15 protein-coding genes are annotated in these 19,793 nt (G+C 71.8%); 9 read left to right on the top strand and 6 right to left on the bottom strand.

The window, feature by feature from the left end:
* Positions 1-206 precede the first annotated feature (206 nt).
* Positions 207-584 carry a hypothetical protein gene (locus P3T29_RS23900; RefSeq protein WP_280718658.1) on the top strand — a complete coding sequence of 126 codons (378 nt, stop codon included), beginning with the start codon at positions 207-209 and terminating at the stop codon, positions 582-584.
* Positions 585-1,507: 923 nt separating this feature from the next.
* On the top strand, positions 1,508-2,038 hold the full coding sequence (locus P3T29_RS23905; RefSeq protein WP_280718659.1) for a hypothetical protein: 531 nt from the start codon (positions 1,508-1,510) through the stop codon (positions 2,036-2,038).
* A 619-nt stretch (positions 2,039-2,657) separates the two neighbouring features.
* Here P3T29_RS23905 and P3T29_RS23910 read toward each other — a convergent pair.
* From P3T29_RS23910 to P3T29_RS23925, 4 genes are all read right to left on the bottom strand, one after another.
* Positions 2,658-3,050: a hypothetical protein gene (locus tag P3T29_RS23910; protein WP_280718660.1), complete on the bottom strand. Its 393-nt coding sequence runs from the start codon at positions 3,048-3,050 to the stop codon at positions 2,658-2,660.
* A 92-nt stretch (positions 3,051-3,142) separates the two neighbouring features.
* Positions 3,143-3,868: an SMI1/KNR4 family protein gene (locus P3T29_RS23915; protein ID WP_280718661.1), complete on the bottom strand. Its 726-nt coding sequence runs from the start codon at positions 3,866-3,868 to the stop codon at positions 3,143-3,145.
* Between the two features lie 97 nt (positions 3,869-3,965).
* Positions 3,966-8,525 (bottom strand): caspase family protein, encoded by a 4,560-nt coding sequence (locus tag P3T29_RS23920; RefSeq protein ID WP_280718662.1) that lies wholly within the window; start codon positions 8,523-8,525, stop codon positions 3,966-3,968.
* Positions 8,522-8,914, bottom strand: coding sequence for a hypothetical protein (locus P3T29_RS23925; RefSeq protein WP_280718663.1), 393 nt, complete (start codon positions 8,912-8,914; stop codon positions 8,522-8,524). The genes P3T29_RS23920 and P3T29_RS23925 overlap by 4 nt, the downstream gene beginning before the upstream one ends.
* 72 nt (positions 8,915-8,986) lie before the next feature.
* Here P3T29_RS23925 and P3T29_RS23930 point away from each other — a divergent pair, with 72 nt between their 5' ends.
* The 5 genes from P3T29_RS23930 to P3T29_RS23950 all read left to right on the top strand — a co-directional run bounded on the left by P3T29_RS23930 (position 8,987) and on the right by P3T29_RS23950 (position 14,777).
* The gene (locus P3T29_RS23930; RefSeq protein WP_280718664.1) at positions 8,987-9,268 is read left to right on the top strand and encodes a hypothetical protein; all 282 of its coding nucleotides are present in this window, start codon (positions 8,987-8,989) and stop codon (positions 9,266-9,268) included.
* Between the two features lie 344 nt (positions 9,269-9,612).
* The gene (locus P3T29_RS23935; protein WP_280718665.1) at positions 9,613-10,710 is read left to right on the top strand and encodes an iron ABC transporter substrate-binding protein; all 1,098 of its coding nucleotides are present in this window, start codon (positions 9,613-9,615) and stop codon (positions 10,708-10,710) included.
* Positions 10,707-12,278: an iron ABC transporter permease gene (locus tag P3T29_RS23940; protein WP_280718666.1), complete on the top strand. Its 1,572-nt coding sequence runs from the start codon at positions 10,707-10,709 to the stop codon at positions 12,276-12,278. Before P3T29_RS23935 ends, P3T29_RS23940 begins: the two co-directional genes overlap by 4 nt.
* Positions 12,275-13,366, top strand: coding sequence for an ABC transporter ATP-binding protein (locus P3T29_RS23945; RefSeq protein ID WP_280718667.1), 1,092 nt, complete (start codon positions 12,275-12,277; stop codon positions 13,364-13,366). Before P3T29_RS23940 ends, P3T29_RS23945 begins: the two co-directional genes overlap by 4 nt.
* A gap of 19 nt (positions 13,367-13,385) precedes the next feature.
* On the top strand, positions 13,386-14,777 hold the full coding sequence (locus P3T29_RS23950; protein ID WP_280718668.1) for a recombinase family protein: 1,392 nt from the start codon (positions 13,386-13,388) through the stop codon (positions 14,775-14,777).
* Between the two features lie 27 nt (positions 14,778-14,804).
* Here P3T29_RS23950 and P3T29_RS23955 read toward each other — a convergent pair whose 3' ends face one another.
* Positions 14,805-15,788: a LysR family transcriptional regulator gene (locus P3T29_RS23955; protein ID WP_280718669.1), complete on the bottom strand. Its 984-nt coding sequence runs from the start codon at positions 15,786-15,788 to the stop codon at positions 14,805-14,807.
* Between the two features lie 70 nt (positions 15,789-15,858).
* Between P3T29_RS23955 and P3T29_RS23960 the strand changes: the two genes are divergently transcribed.
* Positions 15,859-16,800, top strand: a complete 942-nt coding sequence (locus tag P3T29_RS23960; protein WP_280718670.1) for an NAD-dependent epimerase/dehydratase family protein — start codon at positions 15,859-15,861, stop codon at positions 16,798-16,800.
* Between the two features lie 16 nt (positions 16,801-16,816).
* On the top strand, positions 16,817-17,713 hold the full coding sequence (locus tag P3T29_RS23965) for an aldo/keto reductase (RefSeq protein ID WP_280718671.1): 897 nt from the start codon (positions 16,817-16,819) through the stop codon (positions 17,711-17,713).
* Between the two features lie 123 nt (positions 17,714-17,836).
* Here P3T29_RS23965 and P3T29_RS23970 read toward each other — a convergent pair whose 3' ends face one another.
* Entirely contained in the window at positions 17,837-19,765 is a 1,929-nt protein-coding gene (locus tag P3T29_RS23970) for a putative Ig domain-containing protein (RefSeq protein ID WP_280718723.1), read from the bottom strand.
* Between the last annotated feature and the right edge of the window lie 28 nt (positions 19,766-19,793).

Consider the following 19,793-nt stretch of genomic DNA (forward strand, 5'->3'; position numbering starts at 1 on the left):
ACGCCGCGCGAGGCGTATCTCGAGCATCGCAACATGCGGCTCGCAGCGTAGCTTTCAAGCACACGGCGGCTGTCCGGAAAACGCGTGGCCCCTCAAGCTGGCCCATTCCTTCGCTCAGCGCCCATGATGGCGGCGGTCTGCGCGCCAGCCGCTGCGGTGTCCAATTCCTGTTGGATGGTCATCCGGAGTACTGGGATGCTCCTGCTGTGACCACCACGACGAACAAAGTGCAGACCGAGGCCGGATGGGACGGCCCCTACTACCGTGCCCGCGCCGAAGGATTCGAGGCACTGTTCCTCCCGAGCCCTGATGAGGTACTCGATGAGGTCTGCAACGTGGATGTCGAGGTTCACCTCCCCGATGGCTCTCGCTGGAGTGCGACGATCTTCACCCTCGCCGAGGTGGACCGGCTGATGAGGAGATGGGAGGGGACCGGGGAGGCGGCAGGGGGTCGGTGCTTCTGGTGCTCGGACGGGCTGATCGTTCGAGGTCCTGGCATCCAGGGCATGGTGGACGTGATCGCCAAGCTGCTTGCGTCGGGCGAGTTCGACGGAGCCTTTCATCGCCTTTCCGCTCCGGAGTGAACTTCGGATTTCATGGCGCTGATGGTCCCCCGAGGACAGACATGTGGCAGGTGTGGTGGGTCCGGCGTCGCACTCGCGCCGCACTCCAACGACCTGGGTCACGACGTAGCGCCGAGTGAGCCAGTTGGTGACGATCGTGTTGAGCTCAACGCCGGTCGACGCCTTCAACATCTCCTCGATCGACAGCCAGACGCGGCGGTTTTGAAAGAGCGTGGTGGTGTCCTGATAGGCGACGTCATATGCCTCGCAGCAGCGTGCCCACCGTGCATCGAGATCCATAGTCATGCGGGGAGAGTAGGGGACTGTAACGGCCCGCGCGGGCAAACTTTGTTACCCAGGAAGCCAGTTGGGCTGCGCTGGGTACCCGATCGGCACATCAGGGTCGTCGTCACAGCTGGCGGCTGTACGACAGGCCGCTGACACCTCTAGGCCCGCCCTGGCCGATGGTCACGGCTCCGCCCAGGCTCGGCCCGGGTCGAGGTGATCATTCCGCATGAGGCAGTCCGCCACGAGCGTGCCGACCTGATTTGCCGCACGCGCACACCTGATTCGGGCCGTCCATGCCGCTCGGGCCCGCAGCATCCGATCCATCGCTCCCGCTCCGTGTGATGGTGGAGCCCGACGGCGATGTCGAGGCCGACGTCCGATGCTGCGCTTCTCACCCACTGGGGCAACGACCGGATCAGTACGCCGCGTTGTCGGTGACGGCAGTTACAGTACTCACGGCGATGCACAGGGGGCACGCGCATACCGTCAAGTCCTGGCACCAGGCGAATTAACGAGTGATCAACCAATCGACCAGTCAATCGACAGGCCGACCAGCCGATGCGGCTCGGGCGGCGCCAGGGCCTGGAGACCTCGCCGTCCGCAGTCTCGCAGAGCACCAACCGCTGACTGTGCACACCGAAGACTAGGGGGCTGAAATGGCTTTTGCCGTCATCCTTGGCACGCTGCTCGCGCTGATCGTGCTGGCGGCGGTGATCGAAGAGAAGATTCCGCCCGACTGGCGTCACAAGTCGCAACGCATTGTGCGCAGCAGAAGCGAACGCGGACTGCGGCGCGAAGTCAGACGGATCATACGAGCCCGGGGTTTCGAGAGACTCTTCCTCGTCGCCACTCCAGAGGGGGCAATCGGTCTGACCGCCGAGGGCAGCAGCCACTCACTCCGGCTTCGGACCGTTCGCCGCCGGGTCCTCGGCACCTGCAGCTACTGCGTCATAGAAGGGGTCATCGAGACGCTGCCCGTGCGATTCAAACCTGACGAGCCCGATCGCTTGGCCGTCATTCAGGAGTACCGCCAGCTGATGACCACGCAGCCCGGCCCCGTCCAGGCATGCGTGCACCACACCCGCTACGGTTGGTCTGCCGACGTGGCGCCGTTCGTCTCTTCCGCGCCGCTGCGGTACCGGGGCAGCTCCTGCACGGTACATGCGCATGTCACCCGGAAGTACTGAGCTCAGTCAGCAGGCGACAGCCGACGGCTCGACAGTGCCCGTAGCGCTCCAGAGGGTCTTCACTGGGTCTGAGCTGGGGATGTTGGTGGGACGTCAGCTGGCTCTGCGGTACTCGTTGATGAGGCCCGTGACGGCCTGGTGGCGTTCGATCCGGATCGGGGGCAACGGGACGATGGGATCGAACCGAGCCGCTGATGCCGACCGAGCCGGTCCGTGGGCGGCGGCGGGCCGACCACCGCCGGACGGTGAAGGGCCATTGCGTGGAAGCGTCGCACTATGGGGCGTTCAATACGAGGACCGTCACGCTGAAGAGTCCTGTCGTTTCAGGGCAGGGACGAGCCTCACCGCACTGAAGCTTCCGTGCCTTCACAGTGGTCTGCCCGACACCGATCGCGCTGTAGCGCATGGTGACCGTCCCGGGGCACGAGGTGATGCGGCACGATCCCGTCGTAGCGGGTCTGCAGCGACCCCTCCGGACGGAGAACCGCAGACGGGCCTGCCGACGGGACGTCGGACAGGCCATCAAACGGGAACACCCAATCAACCGCGGGGAGCGTCACCGCCACGATCTCCCCCACGTGTATGTCCACGGTCCGATTGTCGTCAGAGCTCGTCACCGTCACGTCTGCCGGCGGCGACAGGTGAGGTGGACCGGCGGCGTGCTGCCGGAGCAACCGGACGACACGAGACAGACAAGCAGGGTTATTGCCAACAGACGCACCGTACGTCGCATACCGCTCTGACGTCCTCGTGGGCGAACCGGTTCCCGCTTCACGGCGTCCGCGAGCTTCTCCTCAAATGCGCGCGGTGTCGGGTCTGCCCCGACACTGTTGACCAGCACGGTCAGCGATTCGCCAGAGGCGGCGTGCTCGGCGGTGATCCGGTCGGCGAGCGCGCACACCTGGTCGAGCGAGCCGAGGTCGGCGGGCAGGAACCGCGCGGGGTGTGCCGGATTCATCGCGTTGATCCGGTCGACCGCTTGGGTGCCCCGGTAGCCGTTGCGTCCGACCACGGTGACCCAACCGAAATGGCAGAACGGGCGTCAACTCACTTACCGCCCCCTGACAACACAGCTCACTCATTCCGAGCTACACACAACGTCGATTATTCGTAGTCGCTCAGCCAGTCGCCGTCGATCTGCTCACGGACGCCTTCCAGGGTTTCCGGGGTCCGGGCCCGCACGTGAAGGACGCCACCGACGTCTTCACGCAGAATTGCACCGGGCCCGGAGTACCAGCGGACCGACGGCTCGGCGGTCGGATAGTCGGGGAACGGAAGTCGGACATAGTGCTGTTCCAGTTCGGCGCGGCCCTGGTCGTCCAGGCCGCTGAGGAAGTCGCAGTTCTCCATCGGAGCGAGGACCGACTCCGACAGGACGATCTCCATGAAGGTGGTCGAAAGGCAGTTCAGCCACTGTTCCCAGCGCTCGGCCTGCTTGTCCGCGAGATCGAGCTTGATGACGACCGGGGGGTCGAGCTGGCCGAGGTCGGCGATGAGGACACCCCAGGCCGCGCAGCCCTGGTTCTCGTCCTGGAAGACCAGGGCTTGGCCGAGATCGTCGAGGTAGAGGTCTTGGGGGGCCAGGAGCACGTTGAAGTTGCTGGTCAGATCGTCTCGCCCGCCGAGCAGTCCGTACGCCTCGCGCAACGCCGCCGGGAGCTTGACGCCCAGCCGTGCCTCGGCCGCGTCCAGGTCCGACGCCGGCCAGCCGTCGCCGTCGGCGAGCGGCACCAGCCATTCCCTGGCGTATCCGCAGATGAAGTGCCAGGCCGCGGCGCGGTCTTCCAGGCCGGCAGCGAGAGCCCTGGCGAGATCGAACTCCTGTGTCATGGGGCGACGATAGCGCCTCCGCGCTTCCTCGAACTGACGCTGTCATGTTCGCCCCCGGGCGCGGCGTGGAGCACAACTGCGTCTTCTGGGGCACGTTCTAGCAGGTCCGCTGGTAGCCGAGGCCGGGGAGGTAGGAACTCCAGTCCTGGGCGGGCAGCCCGCCGCTCGCCCGGGTGCAGGCCAGCTCGTGGGCGTGGTTGCGCAACTCGTCGAGTTGGCCGAGGTCGTTGACGTTGACGATCTTGTCCTCGGCGCCGGACAGCAGGGTCTTCCCGTCCGGGGTGATCGCGACGGCGGTGATCGAGCCGGTCCGGGTGCTGGTGCCGCCGAGGTCCTGGGGCTGGACCGGGTTGGTCACGTCCCAGACGATCACCGTCCGGTCGTCGCTCCCGGAGACCAAGGTGCGGCCGTCCGGGCCGAAGGCCACCGTCCGCACCCCGCTGTTGTGGCCGGTCAGCGGCTGGCCGAGGCGGTGCGTCTCAGCCGGGTTACTGGTGTCCCAGAGCATGACGGTGGCGTCCAGGCTGCCGGTCGCGAGGGTGCGTCCGTCCGGGCTGAAGGCCAGCGCGACCACCCAGTTGGTGTGGCCGTCGAGTTGGCGCAGCTGCTGCGGGTGGGCGGGGTCGGCGGTGTTCCAGAGGATCACCGTCCCGTCCCAGCCGCCGGTGGCCAGCGTGTGCCCGTCCGGGGTGAAGGCCACGGCGGCGACGGCGTTGCGGTGGCCGGTGAGCGGCCGGCCGACGGGTCGGGGGTCGGCCGGGCCGGAGGTGTCCCAGAGCTGGGCGGTGCCATCGCCGCCAACGGTGGCGAGGAGGTGGCCCACCGGGGCGAAGGCCAGGCCCTGGACCCCGCCGGTGTTGGCGGTGAACTGCCTTAGCTGCCGGGGGTGGTGGGGATCAGTGGTGTCCCAGAGGATCACGGTGGTGTCGAGGCTGCCGGTAGCCAGCAGGTGTCCGTCCGGGCTGAAGGCCATGGCGTCCACCGAACCCGACTGCCCGGCCAGGGCGGGGGCGAGCTTGCTCGGCTCCTGCCGGTTGCCGAAGTCCCAGAGCACGGTGGAGCCTTCGCTCCCGCCGGTGGCCAGCGTGCGACCGTCCGGGCTGACCGCGAGGGAGGCCACCGCGTCGCTGCGGCCGCCGAGGCGGGCGAGCAGTGTGGTTTGGGCGCCGCTGCCCCTGGCGTCCCAGAGGATCACGGTGCCGTCGGCGCTGCCGGTGGCCAGCAGCTGGGCCTGATGGCCCTGGAGGTTCGGCTGGAAGCTGAAGGCGGCCGCAGGTGAGAAGTTGGTCCGGCCCAGGGTGGTGCCGCCGATCTGGCGGGGGTTGGCAGGGTCGGTGGTGTCCCAGGTGCTGGTGGTGTGGTCGCTCTCGGCGACGTCAACCCGGTCGGCGCCGACGATCAGGGCCAGCACCGCGGTGTTCCGGTCCGGGAGCTGACCGAGCAGGCTGGGGGCGGCCGGGTCGTTGACGTTCCACAGCAGCACCTCGCCCCAGCCGTCGCCGGTGGCCATCGTGTGCCCGTCGGGAGTGAAGCCGAGCGCCGTGACGTCGGCGGTGCGGCCCTTGAGCGGCCCGCCGAGTGCCCGTGGAGCGTTCGGATCGCCCACATCCCAGAGCAGGACGGCGGTGTCCGCCCCGCCGGCGGCCAGCACCCGGCTGTCAGGCCGGAAAGCGAGCGACTCGACCCGCCCGGTGTGCCCGGTCAGCTTGGCCAGCGGCTGCGGGCTGCCCGGGTGGCGCACGTCCCACCGCAGGACCTGGCCGTCCCCGCCACCGGCGGCCAGGGTGCGGCCGTCCGGTGCGAAGGCGAGGCAGGCGACGCCGTTCGGTCCGGCGAGCGGGTCACCCAGCGGCTGGGGGTGGTCGGGCGCGCTGACGTCCCACAGCAGGACCCGGCTGTCCGCCCCGCCCGCAGCCAGGGTGTGCCCGTCCGGGCTGAACGCGACCGCGTACACCCCGTTCGGGCTCACGGTCAGCGGCGCACCGAGCCGTTTCGGACGGTCCGGGGTGCCGGTGTCCCAGAGGGTCACTGTGCCGTCCTCGTCGGCGGCCGCCAGGAGCCGGCCGCCGGGTGCGAACGCCAGGCCGACGACCGTGCCGCGCGGGCCGGTCAAGGTGCTGGTGTAAGGAGTGAGAAGGGTGCTCAGCAGGTTGGCGGTGCTCTGCGGGGTGTGGTGCAGCGTGTCGGCGGCGATGCCCAGGCGCAGGGCCAGCTGCGGGGAGCTACCGCGGGCGGTGTCCGCCTGGCTGAGCAGGGCCAGCGCGGCGGCCTCGCGCTGGCGCCGCAGCGCCGTCTGCTGCCCCTGAAAGGCGAAGCCGGCGGCGATCAGCACGACCACCAGCAGCAGCGCCAGCGTGGCGGTGACGCCGGTGCGGGTACGCCGCCGCCGCTGCTCCGCGCGGATGCTCGCGGCCAGGAACTCGGCGGCGAGCTGCGTGCTGCCGCCGGCCGGCGCCGCCCTCTTGCCTGCTCGGGACGCCTTCCCGTGGTCAGCACCGCCGTGCAGCCGCTGGGCGAGTTCGAGGGTGGCCCCCCAGTAGAGCACGCCGGTGTCCCGCCCGGTGCGCTGCCACTCCTCTGCGGCCTCCAGCAGCTTCTGCCGGATCAGCAGGTCGGCCCGGCCGCCCTCGATCCAGCCGCGCAGCCGTCGCCACGCGCGCAGGAGCGCCTCGTGGGTGATCTGCGCGGTGTCCCCGTCCAGGGTGATGAGGCGGGCCCGGGCGAGGGCGTCGCGCGCGGTGGCGATCGCGGCGGCCTCGCCGGGCGGGCGCTCGGCCCGCAGCGCGGCGAGGTCGAGGACGCGCCGGGTGTCCTCGGTGGCCTCGCCGATCCGGACCATCCGCAGCAGTAGCAGCTCGGCCGCCCGCTGCGCGGCCGGGTCCAGCGCCTCGTAGGTGAGATCCGCGTGCCGGGTGACCGCCTCCCAGATGCCGCCGGTGGCGCTGTACCCCGCCAGGGTCAGAATCCGCCCCGCGCGGCGGCCCCAGGTGAGCCAGAGCGCGTACGCGAGGAGCGGCAGGGTGCCTCCGGTGAACTCGCTGCCGCTGGGGCTGCCGCCCGCTCGGAGGTCACGCAGCAGGGTGTCGGCCAGGCCCGGCTCCAGGGTGAGCCCGGCGAGCTCGGCGGGCTTCTCGATCGCCTCGCGTAGCTGCCCGGGCGTCATCGGCTCGACCGGGAGTTGGCGCTCCTTGAGCGCGTCGACCAGCTCGGGGTAGGTCATGCAGGCCGCGTAGAAGTCCGCGCGGATGCCGAGCACCACCAGCGCTGGGGGAGTGCCACCGGCGTCGGCGCCCGCCGCGCCGGGGAGGGGCTGGCCCGCCGCGCTGCACAGGGCCAGGATGAACGCGCGTCGCTCCGTCTCGTCCTGACAGGCCGTGAACAGTTCCTCGAACTGGTCCACCACCAGGAGCAGCCGTCCGCCCGGCACGTCATGCCCGCCGCCCAACCGCTGCAGGGCGCGGCTGACCAGTGCGGCCGCGCCGGCCGGATCGGCGCGCAGCCCGTCGAGCGCCGTGGCGCGTGGCAGGCCCGCCGGTTCCGCCAGCAGGCCGGCCAGTGCGTCCAGCGGGTGCTCGCCCGGGGTGAGGACGCGCTGCGGCCACGTCCCGGCCCCCGGGACGCGCAGTTCCCCGCGCTTGACGGCGGGCAGCAGGCCGGCCCGCAGCAGCGAGGACTTGCCCGCGCCGGACAGGCCCACCAGGGCGATCGGTCCGCCTGCGTTCGCCCAGCCCGCGAGCCGGCCGAGCAGTTCGCCGGTCAGCTCGCCGCGGCCGAAGAAGTACCGCGCGTCGTCCGCCGTGAATGGCTCCAACCCCGGGTAGGGGCAGACCGGTTCGTCGCCCGACGAGTCGTCGGGCGGCCGGACGGTCGGCGGCGCAACCGCTGCGGCCGGATTCGCGGCCAGCACCAAGTCCCCGGCCCGGCCGCTGAGCTGACGCTCCGGGGCGGGCAGGCCGAGCAGCGGCAGGACGCGGCGCAGGTGACGGTAGCCGGCCTCCAGGGTCAGCTCCGGCGGCCCGCCCGGCTCACCTTCGCGCAGGTAGCGCAGCAGCTCGCCGGTGAACGCCGTGTAGGGCTGCCCCTCGATGCTCAGCGCCTGCTCGTCCCGCGAGGCCGAGGCGAGCAGGTAGGTGCCGCTCAGCGCGGCGAGCGCGAACCCGTCGCTGGCCGCAGTGCCGAACGAGCCACGGGCGCGCCCGGCGAAGCAGCAGTCGAGCACCACAATGACCGACCCGGCCCGGCAGTTGCTGAACGCCTCCCGCAGGGCCTGGTAAGGGAGCGCCTTGAACGCCAACCCCTCGGCCACGTCGTCGGTGGCGGCGGTCGCCAGGTAGAGCTCGTTCCCAGGGCTGACCAGCCCGTGGCCCACGTAGTAGACCAGCAGCACGTCCTCGGCCTCGCGGGCCGCCGCCACCACGGCGTTGCCGAACTCGATGGGGTCGCGCGGGTCGATCAGCGGGGGGAGCAGGTTCTCCGGCCGCAGACCGCAGTCCTCCACCAAGGCCCGGGCGACCTCGCGGACGGTGGCGGCCACTGCGGGCACGTCCGGCAGCCGCGAACCCGGGGTGTGCCGCCCGGTGCCGACCAACAACGCCCGCGAGCCCGGTGAGGCGAGCGCGGTGGCCGACAGCGGGCCACCGACGGCGTCCGACGTCACCGCGTCTCCTGCTCGCCGTCGGGCCACTCGAGCGAACCGGACAGCTCGGCCGTCAACTCCCGCAGCCGGGCGGGCTCCAGGCCGCTGACGTGGGTGGCGCTCAACTCGGTCACTGTCCCGTCGGGCCGGGTCACCTTCACCGACACGCTGCCCCGCTGCCGCCGGATCCAGGAGATCAGCACGCTCGCGATCGCGGTCGCCACCCCGCCGGGCCCGAGCGCCACGGTCAGGGCGTCGACTACGGCGCCCAGCGCGCCCGGCGGCGGCGGGGTCTCGGCCAGCACCACCCGGCCGCGCAGTTCGTCCTCCGCCACCAGCCACTGCCGTAACGACCGCACGTCGTCCGCCGAGCCGCCGCCTTCGACCTGGACCAGTATCCGCTGCTCCACTGCTCCCCCAACTCCGTCCAGCCGCAGTGATATCGGCAATCCTGTCATGCACTCCACGGGCGGGAGGGGCGAATGGGAAGAGTGCCGGGCCGGCGGCAGTCTCAGCCGGCGGTGGCCGCCGCCAGGGCGGCTCAGCGCGCCTGGGGGCGGATGTCGCTGTGGGCGCCGCAGAAGGTGGACTGGTCGACGGCGATCACCGCGTCGCTGTGCAGACACTCGCCGAAGCGGGTGCCGGTCATCCACTCCTCGCACGCCTGCCTGATATACCCGTCAGCCCGGGCGATGAAGTTCCACTGCCACATCGCGGCCCACGAGGACAACGGCATGATGAGCTACATCGACGTCGTCTCCTGAGCACTGCCGGATCGACTGACCGACCGACTGACCGGCGCGGCCGGAGCAGGAGGGTCTCGCGCACGCACCACGCGCGCCCTCCCGCTCCGGCCGCGCGCCGTTGCGGGCGATCCGCAGGCCAGGCCGGTCAGGTCCACACGTTCGCCACCACTCCGTTACACGGCCGAGATTCGCGGCCGCCATAGTTGTTAGGCAAGCCTCTCCTACTCTATGTTCGAGGCGGTCAACACCGCTCCCACAGCGGAACGCGACCGGTCGGCCGGGCATCGCTGTGCCCAGCCGTCACACCCTCGGCTTCCGGGGCGGAGCCAGGGTCTCCGCGCCGTCGGATATTTGGAGATCGCATGGTGCTCGGACCCAAGAGGCCGGTGCTGTTCCTGACCGTCCTCTCACTCTCGGCCCTCGCCATGACCGCCTGCGGCAGCTCCGCCACCACCTCCACCGGAAGCAACGGAAGCAACGACGGCACCGGCAGCACCGCCAAGGCCGCGTCGGGCGACAAGCCGCTGGCCGGCCAGTCCCTGACGGTCTACAGCGGCCAGCACGAGCAGACCGTCAAGGCCCTGGCCACCGACTTCGAGTCCCGCACCGGGATCAAGATCCAGCTCCGCTCCGGCGACGAGGCCGAGCTGGCCAACCAGATCCTTCAGGAGGGCTCGGGCTCCCCCGCCGACGTCTTCTACGCCGAGAACCCGCCCGCGCTGACCGTCCTGGAGGAGCAGAACCTGCTCGCCCCGGTCACGCCCGCGACGCTCAAGGCCGTTGCAGCGGACGACAGTTCCCCCAAGGGCGACTGGATCGGCGTATCCGCCCGGACCGCCGCGTTCGTCGCCGCCACCGGCACCCCCGCCGACTCGGCCCCGCCCACCTCGGTACGCGACCTGGCGAACCCGTCCTGGAAGGGCCGCCTCGGCATCGCCCCGTCCGAGACCGACTTCGCGCCGGTCATCACCCGCATGATCAAGACCGACGGCGCCGACGCGGCCAAGAAGTGGCTCACCGCCCTGAAGGCCAACGCGAAGGTCTACAACAGCAACGAGGACCTGAGCGCCGCCGTGAACAGCGGTCAGGTCCAGGGCGGCGTCGTCGACCACTACTACTGGTACCGGCTGCGCGACGAGAAGACCGCCGCAGGCACCCACAGCGCGCTGCACTACTTCGCCAAGGGCGACCCGGGCGCCCTGGTCGACGTCTCCGGCGCCGCCGTCCTCGCCTCCAGCAAGCACCAGGCCGCCGCCCAGGCCTTCCTGGCCTACCTGACCAGCGCGCCCGCCCAGACCGTGATCGCGAACTCGGCCAGCTACGAGTACCCGCTGGTCGCGGGCGTCCAGGGCAAGAAGGACCTCACGCCGCTCGCCTCGATCGGCACCGTCGCCCCCGTCGCCGACCTCGGCGACGGCAAGGAGGCGCTGCAGCTGCTCCAGGACGCCGGCCTCCTGTGAGCACCGCCCCCGCGACGGCCGAGGACCCGTCACCGCTGCGGCGGTGGCGGGCTCCCCGCGTACTCCCGCTGCTGGCCGCCGCCGTCATCCTGCTGGTCACCTCGCCGCTGGTCTTCATCGTGCTGCGCGCCTCGGAGTCCACCGCCGCCCAGGCGCAGCGGCTGCTCGGCCGTCCGCTGATCGCCACCCTGCTCTGGAACACCGCGACCCTGACGGCCGCCGTCACGGTGGCGACCGCCGTGCTCGGCTTCGCCACCGCCTACCTGGTGGAGCGCACCGACCTGCCGGGACGCCGCGCGTGGACCATCGTGCTCGCGATGCCGCTGGCCGTGCCGGAGTTCGTCCACGGCTACTCCTGGGTCTCGCTGTTCCCCGCCGTGCACGGCTACTGGGGTGCCGTCCTGGTGATGACCTCCTCGCTGTACCCGCTGGTCTTCCTGCCCGTCGCCGCCACCCTGCGGCGCGGCGACGCCTCCGCCGAGGAGGTCTCGCGCAGCCTCGGCCGGGGTGCCTGGGCGACGCTGTGGCGCGTGACCCTGCCGCTGTCCCGGCCCGCGCTGGCCGGTGGCGCGCTGCTGGTGGCGCTGTACATGCTCGGCGAGTACGGCGCGTTCGCGATGCTGCGGTTCACCACCTTCGCCACCGCGATCTACACCCAGTACAAGCTGGGCTTCGACGCCGCCTCGGCCGCCATGCTCACGCTGGCCCTCTGCCTGCTCGCGCTGCTGCTGGTCACCCTGGAGGCCCGGGCCGGCCGGGGCGGGCGGGTGGTGCGCGAGGGCGCGACCGGCCGCCGGTGCGCCCCCCTCGGCCTCGGGCGCTGGACGGTACCGGCGCTGGCCGGACTCGGCGCGATGACCGGCCTGGCCCTCGGCGTGCCGGTGTACGCGCTGGTCTACTGGCTGGTTCAGGGCACCTCGACCACCCTGCCCCCGGCCTCCATCCTTTCCGCCGCGACCACCACGCTGGGCTACGCCCTGTCGGCGGCCGTCGTGGCGACCGCCGCCGCCGTCCCCGTGGCGCTGTACTCCTGGCGGCGCGGCACCCGGCTCGCCCGCACCGCCGAACGGGCCGCGTACCTGACCCGGGCGCTGCCCGGGATCGCCGTCGCCCTGTCGGTGGTGTTCTTCGCGATCCGGTACGCCCGGCCGCTCTACCAGCAGCCGCCGCTGCTGGTCGCCGCGTACGTGATCCTGTTCTTCCCGTTCGCCCTCACCGCCGTACGGGCGGCCCTCGCCCAGGTGCCGCCGGGCGTCGAGGAGGTCGCGCGCTCGCTCGGCACCCGTCCGGCCGCCGTCCTCGTCCGGGTGACACTGCCGCTGATCCTGCCCGGACTCGGCGCGGCCGTCGCTATGGTCGCGCTGACGGCCTCCACCGAGCTGACCGCGACCCTGCTGCTGCGCCCGACCGGGACACAGACGCTGGCCACCCAGTTCTGGCTGTACACCAGCGGCCTCGCGTACGGCGCCGCCGCACCGTACGCCGCGCTGATGGTCGCCCTGTCCGTCCCGCCCGTCCTGCTGCTCACCCGCCGCACCCTCGGCCCGAAGACCCTGGAGACATCGTGACCGGTCTGACCATCCAGGACCTGTACGCCTCCCACGGCCGCACCCAGGTGCTCAGCGGCGTCGACCTCACCGTCGAGAAGGGCTCGCTGGCCTGCGTCCTGGGCCCGTCGGGCTGCGGGAAGAGCACCCTGCTGCGCGTCATCGCCGGCTTCCACCCGGCCACCCGGGGGCAGGTCGCGCTCTCCGGCCGCCTGCTGGACGACGGCCGCAGCCGCCTCCCGGCGGAGCGGCGGCGGATCGGGTACGTCCCCCAGGACGGCGCGCTCTTCCCCCATCTGACCGTCGCCGCCAACATCGGCTTCGGACTCCCGCGCGCCCAACGCGCTGGCCGGGTCGCCGAACTGCTCGACCTGGTCGGCCTCGCCGGACTCGGCGGGCGCCACCCCCACCAGCTCTCCGGCGGCCAGCAGCAGCGCGTCGCGCTCGCCCGCGCCCTCGCGCCGCAGCCCGAACTGCTGCTGCTGGACGAGCCGTTCGCCGCGCTGGACGCGGCGCTGCGGTCCGACGTACGGGCCGAGGTCGCGGCGACCCTGCGGCGGGCCGGGGCGACGGCGATCCTGGTCACCCACGACCAGGACGAGGCGCTCTCGTTCGCCGACACCATCGCCGTCATGCGCGACGGGCGAATCGCCCAGACCGGCTCCCCGCAGGCGCTCTACCGCGAGCCCGCCGACGCCCGGACCGCCCGCTTCCTCGGCGAGGCCAACCTGCTCACCGCCGAGCTCGACGGCAGCACCGCCAGCACCGCGCTGGGCGTCCTGCCGCTCACCGAAGGCTCCCTCGGCACGGGCAGACAACTCGTCATGCTCCGCCCCCGCCAGCTCCAGCTGGCCTCGCTGCCGGGCGGCGACGCCGTCCGGGCCGAGGTCGTGCGCTGCCTGTTCCGTGGCCACGACTACCGCGTCGAACTCGCCCCGGAAACCGTCGGGGGCCTGCCGGAGCGCCTGGTCGCGTACACCGACAGCGCGCCGTTCGAGATCGGCGCGCAGGTGTACGTCCAGGTCAGCGGCGCCGCGCACCCCGTCGGCGACGCCGCCGCAGAGCCGGCAGCGGCGCGCCCGCCCGCGACACCGGTCCCCGCCCGGTAACGCCGCCGGCTCACCAGACGTGGAACCTCCCCACTCACCCGCCGCCGCCGACGGCGCGGTCTACTGCTGGCCCGCGCAGCTCCGAGACCCGCAGCAGACCGGTGTGGACCGCCAGGAACTCCTCGGCCGGAAAGCGGCCGCACTGACCGGCGTCACCGTGCGCGCCCGGCACGTCTACGTGGACAGTCACCTGTCCGCATGGTCCTCCGACCGCGCGCTGCCCGGCTGGGACGCCATGGTGGCGGCCGTCCGGGCGGGCGAGTTCGGCCACCTCTTCCTGCACCGCCCGGCCGACCTGCTGCGCCGCCCGCGCTTACTCGACGAGCTGCTGCGAGCGGCCGACCGGGCCGACCTGGTGCTGCACGGTGACGCCGACGGCCTCGACCTCGGCGATCCGGCCCAGCGCCGGATCTTCCAGGACCGGACCACCAAGGCCTGCCGCACCGCCGACCGGAGGTCCCGCAAGGCCAAGGACTCCCACCAACAGGCCGCCGCCGCCGGCCAACCGCACGGCGGCGGACGCCGCCGCTACGGCTACACGGCGGGAATGACCGACCTGATCGAGGCCGAGGCCGCGATCGTCCGGGAGATCTTCAGCCGCTTCCTGACCGGTGACCCGGCCCACACACCGTCACTGCGCGCCCTCACCCTCGACCTCAACCAGCGCGGCATCCCCACGGCCGGCGGCGGCCGGTGGACGGTGGGCGGCGTCGCCCGGATCATCGACGCACCCCGCTACGCCGGGCTGCGGATCGTACGCGGCAAGCCCGCCCGCAACGACGACGGCAGCTACGTCCTCGCCAACTGGCCGGCCGTCGTGAGCATCGCCGACTGGGAGAACGCACAGCTCAAGCGCGCCGAACTCGCCCAGGCGGCGTCAGCGGCCCGCCGCCCGGACGCCGAGTACCCGCTCACCGGCCTGGTCCGCTGCGCCCGCTGCGAACGGCACATGGTCGGCTCGGCCATCGCCGGCTTCCGCACCTACGCGTGCACCACCCCCAGCCGCCTCCAGCCGCAACCGTGCAGCCGCCGCATCGCGGCGCAGTCGCTGGAGACGCACATGGAACAGGAGGCCCTGCGGGTGCTGCGCACCCTCGAAGACGGCTTCGACCCCCAACTCGCCCTCGTCACAACCCCGGTCGCCACGCCGCACCCGGACGCCCCCCGGACCGTCCGCGCGGCCCACCAGACCGTCGTGGTCCGGGCGGCCGACGCACTCGACGGCGTCCCCACCGGGCCGGACGCCGAACGCACCTGGCACCAACTCTCACCAGCCCGCCGGACAGCGGTGGTTCGCTTCCTCTTCCCGACCATCCGCATCGAGGCCTCCAGCACCAGCCGCAGCGTCTTCGACCCCACCCGCGTCCACGCCACCCCGAACCCCGTCGGCGGGGGTGCGCCGGGCCGCTGACCGGGTGATGCCCGGGGCGTCGGGCGATCACGGCCCGGTAGGCGACGGGGTTGCCCGGTCTGGTGCGGATGTTCTGCCGGACGACCCGCGATTCGGCGATGGAGGCTTGTTCGTCCCGTGCACCGCCTGCTCACGAAGGGCCTGGATGAGAGTCGTGACGTGGGGCCGGTCGCCACGACTGATCGCGGCGACGCCGATGTACCGGATCGGCCCCGGCGGCTTGATCGGGACGGTGCACAGGCCGGGGATCTCCGGGGTGAGCGCGATGGAGGGGACCAGGGAGACTCCCAGGCCTGCGGCGACGAGGGAGCGGGCGAAGAAGTAGTCGGTGGTGGTGCCGCGCACTTCCGGGTCGAAGCCGGCCCGCTCGGCGTAGCGGCGCAGGTATTCCTCGGTCTTCAGGCAGCCGAGTACCCAGGGTTCGGCCGCCAGCTCGGCGAGGTCGAGCACGTCGTTTCCGGCGAGTCGATGCCCTTGGGGCAGGATGACGTGCAGGGGGTCTTCCAGGAGTGGGGTCCACTCCAGGTTGGAGGTGGGGCCCGGCCAGGCGGGTAGCGGGCCGTCGAAGTGGTAGGCGAGTGCGAGGTCCACGGCGCCCTGGCGGACGAGCGGCAGGGTGTTCTCGGGTTCGCCCTCCCTGACGTGGAGCACGGTCCGGGTATGTGCTGCCATGAGCCGGGCCAGGGCGCCGGGCAGCAGGAGCCTGCCGCCGCTGGTGAAGGTGGCGACGGTGAGCTGGGTCCGGCCGGTGCTGAGCCGGTCGACCTGCTGTTGTGCGTGTTCGAGCTCGGCGGCGACGGATTCGGCGGCGCCGACCATGATCTGGCCGGCTCGGGTGAGGCTGACGCCTCGGGTGCTGCGGGCGACGACCTGGGCGCCGAGGCTGCGCTCCAGGGCGGCCACGTGCTGGGAGACGGCCGAGGGGGTGAGACGGAGAGCCGTGGCCGCCCGGTTGAAGCTGCCGTGCTCCGCCACCGCCCGCAGGACGCGTAGCCGCTGCAAATCGATCAACAGTTTTCCTTAATGCGTATCCAGCAGGTCGGCACTTCTGCTGATGACGGTAGACGTCCACGATGGGGGCATGCAAAAGGTCTGCGTCATCGGCGGAAGCCGCTACTTCGGCAAGCTCCTGGTGGAGCGCCTACAGGCTGCGGGCCACCAGGTCACTGTGATCAACCGTGGATCCACGCCGCCGCCCGCCGGTGTCGAGCACCTCGTTGTCGACCGCGACGACGAGGCCGCCCTCACCGCCGCGCTCGGCCACCGCACCTTCGATGTGATCGTCGATCAGGTCTGCTACACCCCCGTGCAGGCCGCTGTCGCCGCCCGCGCCTTCGCCGGCCGCACCCGGCGTTACGTCATGACCTCCACGATCGAGGTCTACGACCCGGCGACCGCTGCGCTGCCGGCTGTCCCGCCGGGCACGCCGGTGCCGGAGGCGAGCGTGGACCCGGCCACCTGGCTGGCAGTCATGGACCTGCCTTGGCACGACGCGGCGTACCTGGAGGCACACTACGCCGAGGGCAAGCGCCAGGCCGAGGCCGTCTTCACCCGGAACGGCCGGTTCGCCTTCGCCAGTGTGCGCAGCGCGCACGTGCTCGGCGGCGGTGCGCAGGAGTTCACCGGCCGGCTCGCGCACTACGCCAGGCGCATCACCAGGGGCGAAGAGATCACCGTGCACGCGAAGCCGCTGCCCACGGTGTTCATCCACTATGCGGAGCTGGCGGATCTCCTGATGTGGGCGGCTGTCACCGGCGACTTCACCGGTCCGGTCAACGCCTGCTCCGACGGCCCGCTCGACGTACGCGACCTGGCTGCGATCGTCGCCGCGCAGACCGGCCGGGAGCCGGTGTACCGGACCGTCGCCGGCGGTGAGGAGGTTTCGGCGTTCTCCTTCGACCGCCACTACGCCATGAGCAACGCCCGCGCGAAGGACCTGGGCTTCTCCTTCTCCCGGGCCACCGACTGGCTGCCCGGCGCGGTCGCCGAAGTCCTCGACGCCTCCGCCACCCCCACCGCGTAAAGGAACGAAAGCCGTTATGCAGTACCGCACCATCGGAGACACCACCGTCAGCGCCGTCGGCCTGGGTGCCATGCCGCTGTCGATCGAGCACCGCCCGGACGAAGAGCGGGCCATCGCCACCATCCACGCCGCTCTCAACGCGGGCGTCACGCTCATCGACACCGCCGACAGCTACCACTGGCACGCCGGCGAGACCGGGCACAACGAGCTCCTGATCGCCCGCGCCCTGGCCCGCTACGGCGGCGACACCTCCGACATCCTGGTGGCCACCAAGGGCGGCCGAGGCCGCCCCGGCGACGGCAGCTGGACCGTCACCGCCACCCCCGCCCACCTCAAGCAAGCTGCCGAGGCCTCCGCCGGGCGCCTGGGCGTCGACGCGATCGGCCTGTACCAGCTGCACAAGCCGGACCCGGCCGTGCCGTGGGCCGACAGCGTCGGCGCCCTGCGCGAGCTGCTCGACGCGGGCACGATCCGCGCTGCGGGAATCTCCAACGTCACCACCGCCCAGATCCAGCAGGCGCATCAGATCCTCGGCGACGGGCTCGTCTCCGTGCAGAACCAGTACTCGCCCGCCGTCCGCGACAGCGAGCCCGAGCTGCGGCTGAGCACCCGGCTGGGTCTGGCCTTCCTGCCCTGGAGCCCGCTCGGTGGCATCTCCCGCAGCTCCCTCGATGGCCCCTCAGGCCCCACCTCCGTCGGCACCGCCTTCCACCACCTCGCAGCCGAGCGCGGCGTCAGCCCGCAGCAGATCGCCCTGGCTTGGCTGCTCGCCCGCTCCCCGGCAGTGATCACGCTACCGGGAGCCGGCCGCCCGACCTCCATCACCGACTCGGCCAAGGCCGCAGAGCTCACGCTGAGCACGGAGGAGCTGGCGCAGCTGGCGCAGCTTCCTGACGGGCTGAAAGCCGCTTGAGAACTGCCAGGTGTGCGGCCAGGGGTTGCGGACTCGGGGGTGACGGTCGGCGGCACGGACCCGGGGCAGCCCGAAGGGCCGTGGCTGGGAGCCACGGCCCTCGGGGTGGCGCGGGGTGGGATGTCAGGAGGCGTTGAGGGCGGTGTCGTCGATCACGAAGCTGGTCTGGGCCGAGGAGGAGTTCTCGGTGCCGGTGAACTTCAGGGTGACGGACTTTCCGGCGTAGCTGGAGAGGTCGATGGTCTGCTGGGTGTAGCCGTTGTTGGCGTTCAGGTTGGAGAAGGTCTTGAGCGTGGTGCCGTTGGCGGCGACGGTGAGCTTGTCGGACGCGCTGGTGGTGGTCTTGTTGGTGTCGATGTGCAGCCAGAAGGAGAAGCTGGCCTTGCAGCCGGCCGGGATGGTGACGGTCTGCGACAGGGTGTCGGTGTGGGCGGCGCCGTAGCCGTCCAGCCAGGCGTCCCAGTTGCCGGAGTGGGCGGGCTCACTGACGGTGTCGTTGTTGAGGACACCGGCGGTGGCCGTCCACGGGGAGGCGCTGCCCGTCTCGAAGCCCGGGTTGCCGAGCAGCTGGCCGGCGCCGGTGCAGCCGCCACCACCGGTGGAGACGGTCCAGCCGAACGAGGTGCTGCCCTTGGCGTTGGTGCCGTCGGTGGCGTTGACCGTCACGCTGTAGCTGCCCGCAGTGCTCGCGGTGCCGCTGATCAGGCCGGTCGAGGAGTTGACGGACAGGCCGGCGGGCAGGCCGGTGGCGCTGTAGGACAGGGTCTGGCCGCTCGCCGAGTCGGTCGCGTGGATCTGCAGGCTGACCGCGCCGCCGGTGGTGGTCGACTGGCTGCCGGGGTTGGTCACCGTGACGGTGTTGCCGCCCGTGCTACCACCATTGGTGAAGGCCGCCAGGCCGTTGGGGGTGCCGAGGCCGGTCGGGCCGTCGTAGCCGGGGCCCGCAGTGCAGAGGTAGGACGGGGAGCAGGTGCCGTTGTTGCCGGTGGTGACGTCGTTCAGCGCGGAGGTGTGCGCGTAGGGGTAGGACGCCGGGTAGTCGGCGGAGCCGGGGGTGCCGGCGTCGGCGTAGACCGAGGCGATGAGCGGGGACGAGGCGCTGGTGCCGCCGTACACGGCCCAGCCGGAGCCGCCGTAGGTCTGGTAGACCGCCACGCCGGTGGCCGGGTCGGCGACCGCCGAGACGTCGGCGATGGTGCGGTTGGCGCAGCCGCTGTCGGTCTGCCAGCTCGGCTTGGCGTCGTACGCCGAGCAGCCGGAGCCGGTGCCCTCGGTGCTGGAGGTGCTCCAGACCGACTCGCTCCAGCCACGGGCGCTGGAGTCGCGGGTGAGCGCGGTGCCGCCGACCGAGGTGACGTACTGGGAGGCGGCCGGGTACTGGGCGCCGTAGGCGGAGTCACCGGAGGAGACGGTGATGGCCACGCCGGGGTGGTTGAAGTAGCTGGTGTCCGAGGAGGTGTCGGTGCTGTCCTCGGGCCCGCCGTAGCTGTTGGAGACGTACTTGGCGCCCTGCGAGACGGCCTGGTTGACGGAGGTACCCAGGTCGCTCATGTTCGCCGAGGTGGCCTCGACCAGCAGGATGTGCGCGTTGGGGGCGGCCGCCGAGACCATGTCGAGGTCCAGCGAGATCTCGCCCGCCCAACCGGTGTCCGAGGTCGGGTAGTTGGTGCCGCCGTTCTGGTCGATCTTCTTGAAGCACCCGTTGGCCGTGGTGCAGGCCGGCAGGCCGTACTGGCTGCGGTAGGTGGCCAGGTCCGACTCCGCGTTGGGGTCGTCCTGGGCGTCCACGATCGCGACCGTGGCACCGGTGCCGCCGTTGGCCGGCAGGCCGTAGGCGCTCTGCAGGTCGGCGGGCCCGAAGCCGGACGGTGTGGCGTTCGGCGACACCGCGCTGATGCTGAACGCGTGCGGCTGGTGGACGTCGGTGCGGACGAGCGCGTTGCAGGCCATCATGTGCGGCGCGGCCGGAGCCGAGCAGACCCGCTTCGCCTGGGCGTGCGACGAGACGGTGGTGGTGGCGCCGGCGGTGGCACCCGCAGGGGCCGCCGCCATCAGACCGGCGGACACCAGAGCGGTGACC

The sequence above is a fragment of the Kitasatospora sp. MAP5-34 genome, from assembly GCF_029894335.1.
In the GTDB taxonomy this organism is placed as follows: domain Bacteria; phylum Actinomycetota; class Actinomycetes; order Streptomycetales; family Streptomycetaceae; genus Kitasatospora.